Annotated in this window: 10 protein-coding genes and 1 tRNA gene; 6 read left to right on the top strand and 5 right to left on the bottom strand. The window is 72.8% G+C overall.

Translation table 11 applies throughout. The annotated features are described in order from the left end of the window. The first annotated feature begins 59 nt into the window (after positions 1-59). On the top strand, positions 60-1571 hold the full coding sequence (locus ACFQ11_RS29930; protein WP_378304708.1) for a M28 family peptidase: 1512 nt from the start codon (positions 60-62) through the stop codon (positions 1569-1571). Between the two features lie 405 nt (positions 1572-1976). Beyond that, on the top strand, positions 1977-2195 hold the full coding sequence (locus ACFQ11_RS29925; RefSeq protein WP_026403462.1) for a DUF2277 domain-containing protein: 219 nt from the start codon (positions 1977-1979) through the stop codon (positions 2193-2195). Positions 2196-2249: 54 nt separating this feature from the next. On the opposite strand, the gene ACFQ11_RS29920 is transcribed toward ACFQ11_RS29925, so the two are convergent. After that, the gene (locus tag ACFQ11_RS29920; protein WP_378304705.1) at positions 2250-3275 is read right to left on the bottom strand and encodes an aspartate-semialdehyde dehydrogenase; all 1026 of its coding nucleotides are present in this window, start codon (positions 3273-3275) and stop codon (positions 2250-2252) included. Positions 3276-3431: 156 nt separating this feature from the next. Here ACFQ11_RS29920 and ACFQ11_RS29915 point away from each other — a divergent pair, with 156 nt between their 5' ends. After that, positions 3432-3755: a PspC domain-containing protein gene (locus ACFQ11_RS29915; protein ID WP_378304703.1), complete on the top strand. Its 324-nt coding sequence runs from the start codon at positions 3432-3434 to the stop codon at positions 3753-3755. Here ACFQ11_RS29915 and ACFQ11_RS29910 read toward each other — a convergent pair. Further along, complete coding sequence (locus tag ACFQ11_RS29910; RefSeq protein ID WP_378304701.1) at positions 3752-5065, bottom strand: MFS transporter; 1314 nt, start codon at positions 5063-5065, stop codon at positions 3752-3754. The two genes, ACFQ11_RS29915 and ACFQ11_RS29910, sit on opposite strands and share 4 nt — an antisense overlap. A gap of 106 nt (positions 5066-5171) precedes the next feature. After that, the gene (locus ACFQ11_RS29905) at positions 5172-5513 is read right to left on the bottom strand and encodes a metallopeptidase family protein (RefSeq protein WP_378304699.1); all 342 of its coding nucleotides are present in this window, start codon (positions 5511-5513) and stop codon (positions 5172-5174) included. A gap of 32 nt (positions 5514-5545) precedes the next feature. On the opposite strand from ACFQ11_RS29905, the gene ACFQ11_RS29900 reads away from it, so the two are divergent. Together ACFQ11_RS29900 and ACFQ11_RS29895 are read left to right on the top strand one after the other, a co-directional pair. Further along, positions 5546-7258, top strand: a complete 1713-nt coding sequence (locus tag ACFQ11_RS29900; RefSeq protein WP_378304697.1) for a metallophosphoesterase family protein — start codon at positions 5546-5548, stop codon at positions 7256-7258. Positions 7259-7329: 71 nt separating this feature from the next. After that, positions 7330-7405 (top strand) — tRNA-Glu (locus tag ACFQ11_RS29895). Positions 7406-7898: 493 nt separating this feature from the next. Here ACFQ11_RS29895 and ACFQ11_RS29890 read toward each other — a convergent pair. Further along, on the bottom strand, positions 7899-8525 hold the full coding sequence (locus ACFQ11_RS29890; protein WP_378304695.1) for a hypothetical protein: 627 nt from the start codon (positions 8523-8525) through the stop codon (positions 7899-7901). Positions 8526-8580: 55 nt separating this feature from the next. On the opposite strand from ACFQ11_RS29890, the gene ACFQ11_RS29885 reads away from it, so the two are divergent. Further along, positions 8581-12408 carry a CHAT domain-containing protein gene (locus ACFQ11_RS29885; protein ID WP_378304694.1) on the top strand — a complete coding sequence of 1276 codons (3828 nt, stop codon included), beginning with the start codon at positions 8581-8583 and terminating at the stop codon, positions 12406-12408. A gap of 79 nt (positions 12409-12487) precedes the next feature. Here the strand turns inward: ACFQ11_RS29885 and ACFQ11_RS29880 are convergent. Next, on the bottom strand, positions 12488-15864 hold a 3377-nt coding region (locus tag ACFQ11_RS29880), incomplete at its 5' end, for a phosphodiester glycosidase family protein (protein WP_378304692.1).

Here is a 15864-nt window from a genome sequence, read left to right as displayed (position 1 = left end):
CGCTCGCGGCCCGTGGCGGGACCCGTCCCGCCACGGGCCGCCCCTTCCCGGAGGCCCCCATGAAGATCACTGCGATGACGCTCGCGGCCGCCCTGGCCCTCACGGCGTTCGCGCCCGCGGCCGCGGCCGCCCCGCCCGCGACCACCGCCGCCGCACCGGACGTCCCCCTCGCCAACGTCAAGGCGCACCTGACGCGGTTCCAGAGCATCGCGAACGCCAACGGCGGCAACCGCGCCCACGGCACGTCCGGCTACCGCGCGTCCCTCGACTACGTGAAAGCCCAGCTCGACGCGGCCGGGTTCGACACGACCGTGCAGGCGTTCACCGCCCGCGGCGCCACCGGCTACAACCTCATCGCCGACTGGCCCGGCGGCGACCCCGGCGACGTCCTGATGATCGGCGCCCACCTCGACGGCGTCACCGCCGGGCCCGGCATCAACGACAACGGCTCCGGTTCCGCCGCGATCCTGGAGACCGCCCTCGCCGTCGCCCGCGCGGACCTCCAGCCCGGCAAGCACCTGCGTTTCGCCTGGTGGGGCGCCGAAGAACTCGGGCTCCTCGGCTCCACCCACTACGTCAACACCCTGCCGTCCGCCGAACGGCAGAAGATCGGCGGCTACCTGAACTTCGACATGGTCGGCTCACCGAACCCCGGCTACTTCGCCTACGACGGCGACGGCTCCAGCGGCCCCGGCGGCCCCGCCGGGTCCGCCCGCATCGAAACCGTCCTCCGCGAGCACTTCACCGCGATCGGCGTCCCCGTCCGCGACACCGCGTTCGACGGCCGCTCCGACTACGGGCCGTTCATCCGCGTCGGCATCCCCGCCGGCGGCCTGTTCACCGGCGCCGAAGGCCGCAAGACCGCCGAGGAGGCGCGCCTGTGGGGCGGGCAGGCCTACGCGCCCTACGACCGCTGCTACCACGCGTACTGCGACACCACCGCGAACATCGACGACACCGCCCTCGACCGCAACGCCGACGCGATCGCCCACGCCGTCTGGACGCTCGCCGGAACCGGCGGCGGCCCGCCGGACGGCGACGTCGTCTACTCCGACGGCCTCGAGACCGACCGCGGCTGGACCGCGAACCCGGACGGCACCGACACCGCCACCTCCGGCACGTTCGAGCGCGGCGCCCCGCAGCCGACGACCTGGTCCGGCGTGACCCTGCAGCCCGGCGCCGCGAGCGGCGCGAACGCGCTCGTCACCGGGGCGTCCGCCGGGAGCGGCGCGGGCGCGAACGATCTCGACGGCGGCACCACCAGCGTCCGGTCCGCCCCGATCGCCCTCCCCGACGGCACCCGCACCCTCACGTTCTCCTGGTTCCTCGCGCACCTGAACAACGCCTCGTCCGACGACCACCTGCGCGTCGCCGTCACCGGCCCGAACGGCTCCACGACCGTCCTCGACCGGCGCGGGACGGCCGCGAACGTCCCCGGCGCGTGGACCGCGCAGACCGCCGACGTGTCCGCGCACGCGGGCACGACCGTCCGCATCGTCGTCACCGCCGCCGACGCCGGCACCGCGAGCCTCGTCGAGGCCGGGGTCGACGACCTCGCCTTCCGCAAGTAGCCGCAGGTCGGCACAGGGTTTCAGTAGTTTCAGAAGGTTGTTTCACAAGGATTGAAAATCCAACACCGGCTGGACTCGTTGACACCGCGCACGCCCCCGCGATGTCCTTTTTGGGACGGCCCCCGGTCACGGCGCAGTCCGCGACGACGTCCACGATCCGAGGGCGGACACGACCGCACGTCCACCCCGCTCCGGGCGTGCGAGGAGCGCGGCCGACCCCCGCCCGGCCGCGCGGCGGGCCCCCCGTGTGCAGGGGCCCGCCCGAGGAAGGCCGTACGGGACGCATTCTCGGCCCGTCCCGTACGGCCTCCTTACCCCCGGGCCGCAGCGGATCCGGACCGCACGCGGCGCCCGCCGCGGGAACACCGCCTGGCGGCCCGCCGCCGAGGGTGGTGCAATGGACGCATGTGCCGCAGCATCAAGACGCTCCGCCCGCCGTTCACCGAGGACGCGACCGACGAGGACGTCCGGGCGGCCGCGCTCCAGTACGTCCGCAAGATCTCCGGGTTCCGCGCGCCCGCCGCGCACAACGCCGAGGCGTTCGACCGGGCCGTCGAGGAGATCGCCGCCAGCACGGCCCGTCTCCTGGAGACCCTGGAGGTCCGGGGCGCCCGAAGCGCCTGACGAACGCCGACGGCCCGCGCACCGGGGCGCGCGGGCCGTGTCGGGGTGTGCGCGTCAGTTCTTCTCGGCCGCGATCAGCTCCGCGATCTGGACGGTGTTGAGGGCGGCGCCCTTGCGGAGGTTGTCGCCGGAGCAGAACAGCGAGAGTCCGTTGTCCACGGTCTCGTCGCGGCGGATGCGGCCCACGTAGGTGGGGTCCTGCCCGGCCGCCTGCAGGGGCGTGGGGACGTCGGTCAGCTCGACGCCCGGGGCGCCGGCGAGGAGCTCGGCGGCGCGCTCGGGGCTGAGGGGCCGCGCGAAGCGGGCGTTCACCTGCAGCGAGTGGCCGGTGAACACCGGCACCCGGACGCACGTGCCCGAGACCTTGAGGTCCGGGATCTCGAGGATCTTGCGGCTCTCGTTGCGGAGCTTCTGCTCCTCGTCCGTCTCGTTCAGCCCGTCGTCCACGATCGAACCGGCCATCGCCAGGACGTTGAACGCGATCGGGCGGACGTACACGTTCGGCTCGGGGAACTGGACCGCGGAGCCGTCGTGGGTGAGCCTGTCGGCGTTCTCGACGACCTTGCGGCTCTGCTCGTGCAGCTCCGACACGCCCGCGAGGCCGCTGCCCGACACCGCCTGGTACGTCGAGACGACGAGGGCCTCGAGGCCCGCCTCGGCGTGCAGGGGACGCAGCACCGGCATCGCCGCCATCGTGGTGCAGTTCGGGTTGGCGATGATGCCCTTCGGCCGGTTCGCGGCGGCGTGCGGGTTGACCTCGGACACCACGAGGGGGACGTCCGGGTCCAGCCGCCAGGCGGACGAGTTGTCGACGACGACGGCCCCGGCGGCGGCGACCTTCGGCGCGAGTTCCTTCGAGGAGCCCTTGCCGGCGGAGAACAGGACGATGTCGAGGCCCGCGTAGTCGGCCGTGGCGGCGTCCTCGACGGTGACCTCGCCGTCCCCCCACGGCAGCTTGCGCCCGGCGGACCGCGCGGACGCGAACAGGCGCAGCTCGTCCACCGGGAAGGCGCGTTCCGCGAGGATCTCCCGCATCACGCTCCCGACCTGGCCGGTGGCCCCGACGATCCCGATTCTCATGCGACTCCCTACGATCGCTTGACCTGCGTCTCAGCCATTCACCCTACGCAACGCCGCCAAGTGGCGTTCCTCCCCCTACCGGACCAGGGCGGTCTCAGGGGCGAATCAGGGCGAATCCGGATGTCAGGTTCGGCTCTGCGTGGGCATGATCGAGGTATGGACATGGAGAAGAGCACCGCAGGCAAGACGCTCAGACGAACGCACGAGGGGCGCCTCATCGCGGGCGTGTGCGCGGGCACCGGACGGTTCCTGGGCGTGGACCCCAACATCGTCCGGCTCGGGCTCGCCGTCTTCACGCTGTTCGGCGGCGCCGGCATCGCCCTCTACGTGCTCGGCTGGCTGCTGATGCCCGACGAGGGCGCGCCGAAGTCGATCGCCGAGGACCTCGCGAAGAAGGCCGGCGACTCCCCGGCGTTCCAGGACGCCGTCCGCAAGGCGAAGGACGCCGTCAACACCAAGCGGCAGAAGACCTCCGCCTAAGAGGCGGGGGCCGAACTGCGGGCGTCGTCGCCCGCCTTGGCGACGACGGACGCCGCGTGCGTGATCGCCGCACCGCGGACCTGGTTCCACGACAGGGTGAGCATCGCGGCGGCCGACAGGCCGAGGACGCCCGCGAGCGCCACCACGGTCTGGGGGCCGAGCACCTCGGCGACGGCCCCGCCGACCAGGATGCCCAGCCCCTGACCCGCGAGGATGCCGGACTGCGCCAGGCCGAACGCCTGGCCCCGTCCGCTCGGCGGCACCGCGGCGACGAACGCCGCGTTCGCCGCGAGCTGGTACGCGCTGCCCACGCCCGACAGCGCCCACAGCAGCAGCACCGCCCACAGCGGCGGCTGCAACCCCGCCCCGACGAGCGGCAGGCACGCCAGCATCGCCATCCACCCCATCGACCGCAGCCGGCTCGCCGGGCGGACGAACCGGCTGTACAGGAACGCGCCGACCACCATGCCCGTCGGCATCGCCGACATCAGCAGCCCGACCGTCACCGGGCTGTCGTCGAACGTCGCCGCGTACGGGGCGGCGAGGCCCTCGGGGATCGTGTAGAACGCGCACAGCCACGCGAACGACACGAGCGAGCGCAGCGTCGGGTCGCCGAACACCAGGCGGGCGCCGTCCCGCATGCCGCGCCACAGGCCGAGCGACTGCGCGTCCCGCCGCTTCGGCGCCGGGCGGCGCCGCAGGCCCCCGACGAGGATGACCGCGGACGCGCCGAACGTGAGGGCGTTGAGGGCGAGGGCCTCCCGGGCGCCGACCGCCGCGACGATCGCGCCGCCCGCCAGGAACCCCAGCATCTGCGTGACCTGGTGGGTGATGTTGTTGATCGCCGTCCCGGCGACGAACCGGTCGCCCTCCAGGACGTCCGGGAGGACCGCCGCGCGCGCCGCCGTGAACGGCGTCCCCAGCAGCACCGTGAGGAACACCAGGACGCACAGCGCCCCTAACGGCAGCGCCAGCACGGCCATCAGCGCGACCAGCACCGCCCGCAGCACATCGCAGACGATCATCACGGTGCGGCGCGGGAACACGTCGGCGAGGCCCGACAGGAGAGGGCCGCCGAGGATCGGCGGCAGGTACGTCAGCGCGTAGGTGGCGGCGGTGAGCAGCGCGTTGCCGGTGCGCTCGTACACCAGGACGGCCAGCGCCACCTGCGCGAGCTGGTCACCGATGAACGACAGCGCCTGCGCCAGCCAAAGCGCGCGGAACTCCCGCACCGCGAAGACCTCACGGTAGGTCGCCTGCGCCTCCGGCGGGCGGCGGTGCCTGCCGGTCCGTCTCTGCCTTCCCGCCACGCGCGCTCCAGGTCGGGCCGTCCCGGGTTGGACGACACCCCTATTAACTCACGCTGTGTGGCAGTTATGTGACCTACAGTGCCCGATTGCTGTGACTTATTCGCGATCAGTAGCCCAGGTCGTGCAACCTGTCATCGTCGATTCCGAAATGATGGGCGATCTCATGGACCACGGTGATCCGCACCTCATCCACCACATCCTCCTCCGTATCGCAGATCCGGAGGATCTCCCTGCGGTAGATCGAAATGTGATCGGGCAGGACACCGCCGTACCAGTCCCCCCGTTCGGTTAGGGGTACGCCTTGGTAAAGACCGAGCAGCCCGTCCTCGGGCGCGTCATCCTCGACGACGATGACGACGTTGCGCATGTGGGCGGTCAGCTCGGGCGGGATGTTGTCGAGGGCCTCGCCCACCAGGTCCTCGAACGCCTCACGCGACAACTCGATCACACCGGCCATTCTGCTCGACAGGAAGGGGACCCGTGCCCAAGGTCCGCGCCGCGATGGCCCAGACCGGTTCCCGGCTCGGCTCCGGCCTCCGCCGCCTCGGCGGCTCCCCCGCAGCCCGCCGCGCCCGCACCGCCCTCGCCCCCGCCGCCCGCCGCGCCGCCGCGGGCGCCCGCCGTACCGGACGCGCGCTCCGCAGCCGCCCGTCCCGCGTCCTGTACGTCGTCCTCGCCGGCCTCGCCGCCGGATACCTCGGCCTGCTGCTCGGCGGCCGCGTCGTCACCCCCGTCGGCCCCACGAACGTCCAGCTCGCCCTCCAGCCGTCCCTGCACGGCGGGACGTCCCTCGAACTGCCGCCCATCGGGGCCCTGCGGCTCGACACGCACTGGGGGCCGCTCGCCCTCGAGGCCAAGCTCACCGAGGTCCGCCCCGACGAGGCGCAGCGGCTCATCGAGGACGACGTCGAACTGACCCGGGTCACCGACCAGATCGCCGACCAGCTCCGCGTCGGCGTCAAGGACCTGCTCGTCCGCGCCGCCGTCCTCGCCCTCGCCGCGAGCTTCATCGCGACGCTCGTCCTGTTCCGGTCGTGGCGGCGCGCCCTCCTCGGCATGGGCTCGGCCGCCGCCGGCATGGCCGCCGTCCTCGCGCTGACGTGGTCGACGTTCAACCCGCGCGCGATCAGCGAACCGCGCTACACCGGCCTGCTCGCGAACGCCCCGCAGGTCGTCGGCGACGCCCAGAACCTCGTCGACCGCTTCTCCGCCTACCGCGAGCAGCTCGCCAAGCTCGTCGGCAACGTCTCCGAGCTGTACGCGACGACGTCCACGCTGCCGGTGTACGAGCCCGACCCGTCCACGATCCGGGTCCTGCACGTCTCCGACATCCACCTCAACCCGGCGGCGTGGAACGTCATCGACTCGGTCGCCACGCAGTTCCAGGTGGACTTCGTCATCGACAGCGGCGACCTCATGGACCACGGCAGCGAGGCCGAGAACGAGTTCGCGAACTCCATCGAGGACCTCGACGTCCCCTACGTGTACGTCCGCGGCAACCACGACTCCGCGGAGACCGCCGAGGCCGTCGCCGAGCAGGACAACGCGATCGTCCTGGACGACGAGACCCGCGAGGTCGAGGGCCTGCGCGTGTACGGCGTCGGCGACCCCCGGTTCACCCCCGACAAGTCCACCCGCGACGACCACGTGGGCGGCGGGCAGCTCTACGCGCAGGGCGCCGTCCTCGCCGAGAAGCTCCGCGAGGCCCGGGCGAACCCGGACATCGCCGTCGTCCACGACCCCACCGAGGGCAAGGCGTTCTCCGGGCTGACCCCGCTCGTCCTGTCCGGGCACACCCACAAGCGTTCGACGGAGCTCCTCCCGACCGGCACCCGCCTGTCCGTGCAGGGCTCCACCGGCGCCGCCGGGCTGCGCGGCCTCGAACACGAGGAGCCCACGCCGTTCGAACTGTCCGTCCTGTACTTCAACCGTTCCAGCAAGCGCCTGCAGGGCTGGGACGACCTGCGCCTCGGCGGCCTCGGCCTCACCTCCGCCCAGATCGAGCGGCAACTCGAACCCGATCCGGACCGGGCGATCCAGCCGCGCCCGCCCGCGATCGCGCCGCCGTCCTCCCCGATCTCCCCGTTCCCGTCCGAATGGCCGTCCGACTGGCCGTCCCGCACCCCGTCCCCGCCGCCCTCACCGTCCCCGTTCGGCGCCTCGCCCCGCACGTCCGACCCTGGAGGGGGATAACCGTTTGTGCGGCGGCCCACGTTGTCCCCTACACTTGTCACGGTCGAGCGGCGCACGCGCCGCGCCACCGGGCCCCCTTCGTCTAGCGGCCTAGGACGCCGCCCTTTCAAGGCGGTAGCGCCGGTTCGAATCCGGTAGGGGGTACCACATGTTCCGGTCGGCAGTGGGCTGACGCGGTCGAGGCGACGCCGGGGACTGGTCGTCCTCGGTCGAGGTCCGGCCCGTGAACGCCGCCCGAAGCGGGCCGCGCTTCCTTTGTCACCCCTGCCGCCGCGCGCGAGGGTCGCAGGTCACCCCCGGGCCGTCTCCCCATTCGGGAGCGCATCGGCCTTGGGCTCTTCGGAGGGGGCGTTCTCCAAGATCTCGGACGGACTCTCCATACGGATCTTCTTCAGATCGAGAAAACCGTACATGCTGGGGCAGTACAGTTTGAACAATGGACAGATGGGAAGACCGTTCGACCCCGGGCACAAGAACTTCTTGAGTCCGCATGTTCTCGCCATGGTTCACGGCCGCTCTGGCTCACGACTCGTCATCCGAGTCCTCCTCGGCCGCGCAGCACGCCGGTCGAAGATCGATCGGGTAACCATGCGGGCATAGGACTACGGAAGGCGGATCACTGCGCGGATTCGACATGAAATCATGGTCGCACTCCGCCCGATCTCTGTCGAGCTTCGCGAAGACGCTTCCGGTGCCGGAATTCGTCGTGCACGATCCAGCCGACCTGGAAGATCGTGAATATGAGGCCGAGCGTGGTCGCCGCCCAGCGCCAGCTCTGCTCGGCACCCGTCAGCGGGTCGTCGCCGTAACGGGCCGGTGGTGCGGCCGCGAGCGACAGCGCGAAAGCCAGCGTCGCGATACCGGCGTTGTAAGAGATCTGCACGAACCGCTGGCTGCGGCGCCAGAGGGCGACATGGCGGCGCTGGACCTCCGCCCGGACGCGCTCGTCGACGTCCTCCGGAAGCTGGTTGATCCGCCCCCAGGAAAGGGCCTCGTCCCGGCTGTAAAGCTTGCTGCGGGAACGAAAACCTACCTGTAGGGACAGGGTGAAGAGGCCGCCCGCCAGCAGCAGAAAGAAGATTGCCGCGCCCGCCCACCGGAATGAGCCTGGCCCCTGGCCGACACTGGCCAGCAGAGCGATAGAGAAACCGGCCAGCAGGGGTGTCGCCACCCCGGTTCGTATGTCCGTCGCCGCAGGCTGGCCGAATTCTCCCGGCGACGCCCACTGCACCGGCGTTTCCGGTACGCCTTCCCGTGGTTCGGGCATGATATCGATTATTCCAGATAGACGCCGTTGGCGGGGCGGAGACAGAGGGGGCGGCATGCGGCGACTCGTTCTGCGTGCGGTGGACGGCACCGGCGATGCCGCCTGGACCTGGGAGCTGCTGTCCGGCGGCGCAAGAATCGCCACCACGCGGGTCGAGCTGGACAGCGATTGGCGCCGGGAACCCTTCAATGATCTTTCGGGTCACCTCAGTCGCTACAGCGTTTCCGGATTCGGTGCCGCGCATCTGCGGGAACTGCTCGACGATCTCGGAACCTGGATCACCGCGAAGGTGCTCGGCCCCGGCCTGGCGGCCGAGCTCGCCGCGCGGCCGCCCACCGGCGTCACCGTCGACCTCGCCCCCGGCCTGCACCGGCTGCTGGCGGCTCCGCTGGAGCTCGCCCAGGTGGCCGGGCGTTCCCTCGCCTCGCTCGGAGTGACCTTCGGCTTCCGGGTCGGCGGCGGCGGGCCGGCGCACACGACACCGCCGGCGACCAAGATGCTGGCGGTCTTCCCCCTTCCCTCCGATATCGCCGAGCTCGGGCTGCGGGCGGAGCGCCTGGCCCTGCAATCGATCGCCGCACGCGCGGCGGCGGCTCACCTGCCCGTGTCCTTGACGTGCCTGCAGTACGGCGTCACTCGCGAGACCCTTCGCGAGCTCCTCGCGGAGGAGGAGTTCGACGTCGTTCACTTCGGCGGGCACGGCGCGCGGGACGGGCTCGTGCTCGCCGACGACACCGGCGCGCGGGACCTCGTCACCGCCGACGAGCTCGGCTCGATGCTCGAACCCCAGCGGGGCCGGGTGCGGCTCCTCGTCCTCGGTGCCTGCGACACCGGCGCCAACCAGGCCGCCCGGCTGATCGGCCGGCTCCACGACGGCGCGGCGCGGGACGTGCCGCCTCCGGAGCCGGGCACGCAGGGGGTGGCGGTGCGGCTCGCCCGGAGCCTGGACACGGTCGTCGTCGCCATGCGCTTCGCCGTCGACGACTCCTTCGCCCGCCACTACGCGACCGCTTTCTACGAGGGCCTGCTGCTGGAGGGCCGGTCCGTCGAGGAGGCATACGGGAACGCGCTGCGCGGGGCTCGCGACTCGGTCCACGACGACGCGCTCGGCCTGCTCGCCGAGTTCACGCCCGTCCTGTACTCCCCGGCCGGCGCCGACCTCCGCATCGGAGCGGGCGCCGCGCCGACCGCCGCGCCGCCGACCGCCGGCCCGGCCGTCTTCGTCGGGCGGGCCGACGAGCTGCGCCGCATGTCGGTACTGCTCCGCCCGCGCGGCGCCGTCCGTTCGGCCGTCCTGACCGGTGGACACGGCGTCGGGAAGACCGCCTGCGCCGACGAGTTCACCGACGCCGCCCGCGGGCTGTTCGAACGCATCGTAAGCGTGACGCTCGCCGAGGGCGACGCCCCGGACGTCCTGGAGGAGCCGCTCGGCGGGTGGCGGGAGGCCGCACGCACGCTCCGGGAGCGGCGGTTCCTCATCGTCGTCGACGGGATCGACCGGGTCATGCACGATGGTCGTCTTCCGGAGTCGTGGCGCAAGACGGTCGAGCTGCTCACCGGGCACGGTGGAGCGTCCCGTGCGGTCCTGACCTCCCGCCTGCCCGTCGAGGGCGTGGACCTGACGATCGGTGTCGGTGGGCTGTCCGCCACGGAGGTGCTGCTGCTCGCGGCGGAGCTGCCGAGGCTCGGCGGCGTCGTCCAGGAGCTGGCGGACGGCGAGGAGGAACTCTCCGCTCTGCAGACGGAGCTGACCGCCCTGGTCGACGGCACCGACAGGAGTCCCGGTGCCATGGCCGTCCTCGACGCCGTCGGCGCCGACCTCGGGCTGAAGGAGGCGCTCGCGGAACTGCGCCGTATCGCGCGAGGCGACTTGAACAGGGGCGAGCCGGCATGGCGGCCCGCGGTGGAGGCCGCCCGGTGGGCGGCGCGGGTCACCGCCGGACTGGACGCGCGAGAACGCTCGCTCGCCACGCTCATCGCGGTCTCCGCCACGTTGCAGGAGGCGATCACGACGGCGGAGATCGAGGAGGCCTGGCCGCAGTGGTGGCGGGTGAGGGACGACGGTGGCGACGGCGAGGTGCCCGAGTTCCCGGCGGAGGGCCTGCTCGCCCGGGGCGTCGCCGTCGAAACCGCCACGGGATGGCAGCTCGTCCCGTTCGCGGGCGAGTTGCTGCGGGCCGGCGGGGCTCGATCGGGGCGGAGGCGCACCCTCCCAGAGCCCACGGCGCCGCAGGAGGAACCCCCGCCAGAGGTCCCGGAGGGCAGCTGGGACAGGTACCTTCCGGTCAGCCTGGAGCTCATCGAGGAGGGTCGGTCCGAGGAGGCGCTGCGGCTGCTGTGCACGGCGGTGGACGCGGGCGTCACGTCGGCGGGCGAGCTGCGGCCGTTCTGGATCGCCGCCCGGCTGTGGCGGCCCGACGACGGCGGGCGGGAGGGCCTCCTCGTCGCGCTGGCCACCGCGCTCACGACCGGATCGCCCCTCGACCGGCGTGCGCGTCTGGCGGACCTCTACGCACAGGCGGCGGACGAACCAGATATCTCGGCCTTCATCGGGCTGTTCCTCCTGAACCTCCTTCTGGAACTCCACGATCACGACGCGTACGACGGGCTTTCCTCCGAGGTCGCGGCGGCGCTGGAAGGGGCCGGCCGAGACCGGACTTACGCGGACCGGCTCGGCCAGCTGAACGCCCGCCGCCTCCTCGCTCTGGGCGACGCGGAGGAGGCGCTTTCCCGCGCGGGCGCGATCGCCGACACCGGCGAGGACGGCCGGCGCGACCTCCACCCGGTGGCGGAGCTCACGCGTGCGCGCACGCTGGAAGAGGCACTGGAGACGGCGATGTCGGCGTGCGCCCTTCTGCATCGCTGGGACGAGTCGCTCAGGTACACGGACCGGCTGCTGCTGCTCCGGGCGCGGCGCCGCGCCCCGCTGAGCGCGATGACCACGCCGACGCTGCAGAAGGCGCAGGCCCTGGCCGCGCTGGGACGCCTCGACGAGGCCGAGGCCCTCCTCGACGGTGCGCAGCGGATCGCGGCGACCACCGATGACGTCGACGGGAACTACCGGGCGATCGTCGCGCGCACGGCGGTGGACGCGCTGCGGGGCCGTTTCGCCGACATGTCCAGGTTCCACGAGACATCGCTCGCCATCGGTTACGCCGGCGACCTCGATTCGCTGATCATCGGCAACCTGCATCTCCAGGCGTGCGCCGCGCACATGGCGATCCTCTTCGCGCGCGTACCGGAGACCGAGCAGCACCATACGCCGATGGAAGAGGACGACGCGATGCTCCGCTTCGGCTTCGCGTGCGCCCATCTGCTGGCCGGCGTGGTGCTGCACGGCATGTCGTCCCCCGACCTGGCCGCACGACCGCTGGAGGAGTACGGCTGGCTCCTGGACGACCTGCTCGACGAGGTCGCGGACCCCGCGGAGATCGACTTGGCCTGGATCGCCGACCGCCTGCCCGCACCGGACGGACGGAGGCCGCCGTTCCTCAAGCTGGTGCGTCGCTCGGCCCGCACGGAGGAGAGGCTCGCGGAAGCCCAGAACCGGCTCACCGAAGCGCTGTCGGCACTGCGGGCGGAGAGCGAGCGGGCGAGCCGGGAGAGGAGAGAGGACGTCGAAGCGGCGCGCCGGGAACTCGCACCGGTCTTCGAGGCCGTCATCGCGGCCGCCGGCGGTGACCGGGAGGCGCGCGACGCCCTCGAAGAACTTTGCGAACTCTGGGACGACGACCCGGAAGCCCGTCCCTGGGCCGCCGCCTTCCGGCTGCTCGCCGACCGCCGGGACGCGTCGGCGCTGCCCGGCATCGTCGATGAGAGAGCCCTGCTGATCCTCGTGCCGCTCCTCAAGGAGCTGCGCCCGCCGGGCCTGTCCTTGGAGTGACGACGCGGTGGCGCCCGCCGCGCTGACCGGCGCGGACCCGGGCGGGGCGTGGTCGCCCCGCCCGGGTCGGTCGCCGGGGTCAGGCCGCTCGCCGGGCCGCAGCGACGGTGACCGTCGCCTCACGGGCCACGCCGTTGACCCTCACCGCGATCTTCACCGTGCCGGGGCGCAGTCCCGTCAGCTTCCCGGTGGACGGGTCGAACGCGGCGACGTGCCACCGGCGGGCGTCGTCCGGATCGCCGATGTGCAGGGTCGGCGAGCCGCTCCAGTCGGCGCTCATCGGGTACGCCAGCGGCATGTCCCGGTCGTTCTGCCGCACGGTGACCGTGACGTCGCCGGACGCGCCGGGACGGACGGACGGGGGCGCCGCGAGCGTCAGCTCGTCCACGTGCGGGCGCACCTCGGCCTTGAGCCACTGCGGGCCGCCGGCGTGCGGGTCGCGGCGGGTGCGGGCGATGTCGAGCGGGGACGGCGGGGTCACGCCGAACATCGTCCAGCCGGAGAAGCCGCCGTCGGCGGGGGCCGCCGCGGCGCCCTTGCCCGAGTTGCCGTTGACGAACGACGGGACGCCGTCCACCCGGGACGCGTGGAACACGCCGACGTGGGCGTTGACCACGGCCGCGCCCTTGCCCGACTCGGCGCGGAACTCCGCCAGCCACTCCTCGAGCATCGCCGCCTCCTTGCGGTCGGAGAGCTGGCTGTTCTTGGACGGCAGCGGGTCCCGGGCCGGGTGGTGGCCGAACACGACGACCGAGCCGATCGAGCGGTCGCGGCGCGCGTCGTCCAGGGCGGTGCGCAGCATGCGGATCTGGTCGAAGGAGCTGGTGCGGTAGGTGCCGGTGGACGAGTCCAGCAGGACGAACCGGGTGCCCTTGTGGTCGAACGTCCGGGACGGCTCGCCGAACGCCTTCCGGAAGTTGTCGATGGTGCCGGGGCCGTAGATCTCGTGGTTGCCGGGGACGTAGTGGTACGGCAGTTTCCCGCCGAGTTCCTCGTCGAGGATGCGCTTGGCGAGCGCGAAGTCGGCCTCGGTGCCGGTGTCGACGAAGTCGCCGTTGATGACGAGGAAGTCGGGCTTGGCGGCGAGCACCTCCCGGAGGGTGCGGCGGGCGCGCTGGACGTAGACGCTGTCGGGGTTCGCCGCGACGAACTGGGCGTCCGACAGCACCGCGAACCGCCACCGTTCGCCGTTCACCGTGCCGTCGCGGATCACCATCGGGTCGGCGGGGGCGCGCTGCGCGGGCGGCGTCTCCACGGACGGCGGCACCTTCGCGACGAAGTCGTCGATGAGGACCTCGCCGGTGTACTGCCGGCTCGCGGACGTCTCGATCGTGTAGAAGCGGTTCACCCGGATCGGGTACGCGACTGAGGCGGGCACCTTCATCTCGAGGTAGCGCCACCCCTCCCACGTGATGTACGGGCCGTACAGCGAGTACGTCTGGTCGTTGGCGTCGGTGATGGTGAACGCCGTCCATTCGCCCTTGCCGTGGCCGTACACCCAGGCGCCGAGGGCCTGCGGCTGGCCCTCGATCTCGATGGGCTTCGGCGGGTACGCGTACGCGGTTCGGGTCGCGGTCGACTTGGTGAAGTCGTACGACAGCCGGAGTCCGGCGCCGGTGCGGCCGTCGGCGACCGGTTCGACCGCGCCGGATCCGCGCGCCGTGCCGAACCGCCACGCGTCGCCGTCGTCGAACGTCGCGATCGTCCGCTGGTCGAGGCCGACGCTGATCGGGACGGTCGTCTTGTGGCCCCCGACCTCGATCGTGACGAGCGTGGACCCGGACGCCTTGCGCGGCGACACCGCGAACGAGCCGCCCGCGCCGGGCTTGATGTCCAGCAGGGACGTGTCGTAGGTGAGCTTCGTGTCGGACGGCTCGATCGGCGCGGTGAAGCCCTGCCCGTCGAAGCCGACGACGCCGAAGGCGCCGGTGCCGTCCGGTCCGGAGATCGTCACCCGGTCGGTGGTGGCGCCGATGCGGGCGAGGTCGCCGAGCACGGTCAGCGTGACCTTGCCGCGGGCGCGCCCGTCGACGGCGTGCACGGTGATGTCGCCGGCGCGGCGGGCGCGGAACACGCCGTCGCGGGTGACGCGGCCCTGCGGTCCGGCCGCGATCCAGCGCGGGTCGCCCTCGGCGGGGCCCTGGGCCTCGTCGTGGCCGCGCGCGACGAGCCTGCGGGTCAGCCCGGGGAACACGCGGTCGGGACGGCCGCCGCGGGTCGGGCCCACGCCGGGCGCGTCGGCGGGGTCGGCGGCGGGCTCCACCCAGAAGCCCTTCAGCTTCCCGCTGCCCTCGGCGAACAGCCCGATGCCGTTGGGGGTGGGGCGTTCCGCGCCGTCGGACGGCTGGTTCTCGACCTGGCCGCGGGCCTGGCCGGGCTCGCGCGCCAGCAGCGTCGAGGAGCCGCCGCCGTCGAGGTTGACGGCGTTGTGCGCGCCGGCCTCCTTCATCAGCGCGCCCATCTCCGCCAGCGTCACGCCCCGGCTGTCGATCTGGCGGCCGTCCACGGTCATGAGGATCATGCGGCGGCCGTCCGCGCTGAACCCCACGGCGGTGCGGGGGTGCTGTGCCGGGTCGCTGATCGCGGGGACCTGCCCGTCGCGGACGAGGACCTGGTTGCCGCCGACGGCGAACTCCGCGTCCTTCGCGGACGAGCGGGCCTTGTAGGCCATCGTCACGGGGTCGCCGGGTTTGAGCGTGCGCAGCAGGTCGCCGCCCGCCTCCCGGCCGAGCAGGACGAACCCGTCGTCGGGGATCGTGCCGTCGCCGGGGGCGTCGTCCACCGAGACGACCTTGCCGTCCAGGACGAGGACCTCGGTGACGCGCTGCGCGCCGTCGGCGAGGGAGCGGCCCCGGGTGGCGGTGCCCCACATCGAGGTGAACGCGCCGATGCCGTCCTTCTTGACCCGGGAGGCGTTGAACTGGTCGAGGGTCGCCTTGCGGCCGCCGGGCAGGGTGAGTTCGCCCTCCAGCAGCATGTCGGCGATCTGCCCCAGCCCGTCGACGTTGACTCCGGCGGTCTTGGTGGACCAGCCGGGGACGGCCGACTTGACCAGCTTCCCGTCGTCGACGGCCGCGCCGTTGGCGGCGCCGGTGTTGTTGATGTCGAAGAAGTCGCCGTTCACCCCGGCGATGGCGCCCGCCCGTGCCGCCTGCTCGGACAGCGGCGCGGTGGACGCGACCGGGCCCGGGGACAGGTAGTCGGCCCGGACGGGCGCGCCGAGGTCGACGTTGATCTGGTCGGCGCGCAGCCAGCCCTTGGCGTCCAGCCGGTCGAACGAGGTGAGGACGGTGCCGGGCGCCACCGGGCGCCGCATCCGCTCGGTCTCCAGCGCCGCGCCGGTGGCGGCGGCGCGGCCGCCGGGCAGCAGCAGCCGGTCCACCTCGCGGACGAGGGGCGAGGACGGGTCGGGGGGCGCGCCGGGCCGGCGCCGCGGCCTCGGCGGCGCGGCGGGCG

The organism is Actinomadura sediminis (genome assembly GCF_042675525.1).
In the GTDB taxonomy this organism is placed as follows: Bacteria; Actinomycetota; Actinomycetes; order Streptosporangiales; family Streptosporangiaceae; genus Spirillospora; species Spirillospora sediminis.
This window is presented reverse-complemented; position numbering and strand designations above follow the sequence as displayed.

Excerpts from the sequence above, each read along its gene's own strand:
- ACFQ11_RS29930 (WP_378304708.1), top strand. The coding sequence starts at position 60 with ATGAAGATCACTGCGATGACGCTCGCGGCCGCCCTGGCCCTCACGGCG.
- ACFQ11_RS29925 (WP_026403462.1), top strand. The coding sequence starts at position 1,977 with ATGTGCCGCAGCATCAAGACGCTCCGCCCGCCGTTCACCGAGGACGCG.
- ACFQ11_RS29920 (WP_378304705.1), bottom strand. The coding sequence starts at position 3,275 with ATGAGAATCGGGATCGTCGGGGCCACCGGCCAGGTCGGGAGCGTGATG.
- ACFQ11_RS29915 (WP_378304703.1), top strand. The coding sequence starts at position 3,432 with ATGGACATGGAGAAGAGCACCGCAGGCAAGACGCTCAGACGAACGCAC.
- ACFQ11_RS29890 (WP_378304695.1), bottom strand. The coding sequence starts at position 8,525 with ATGCCCGAACCACGGGAAGGCGTACCGGAAACGCCGGTGCAGTGGGCG.
- ACFQ11_RS29885 (WP_378304694.1), top strand. The coding sequence starts at position 8,581 with ATGCGGCGACTCGTTCTGCGTGCGGTGGACGGCACCGGCGATGCCGCC.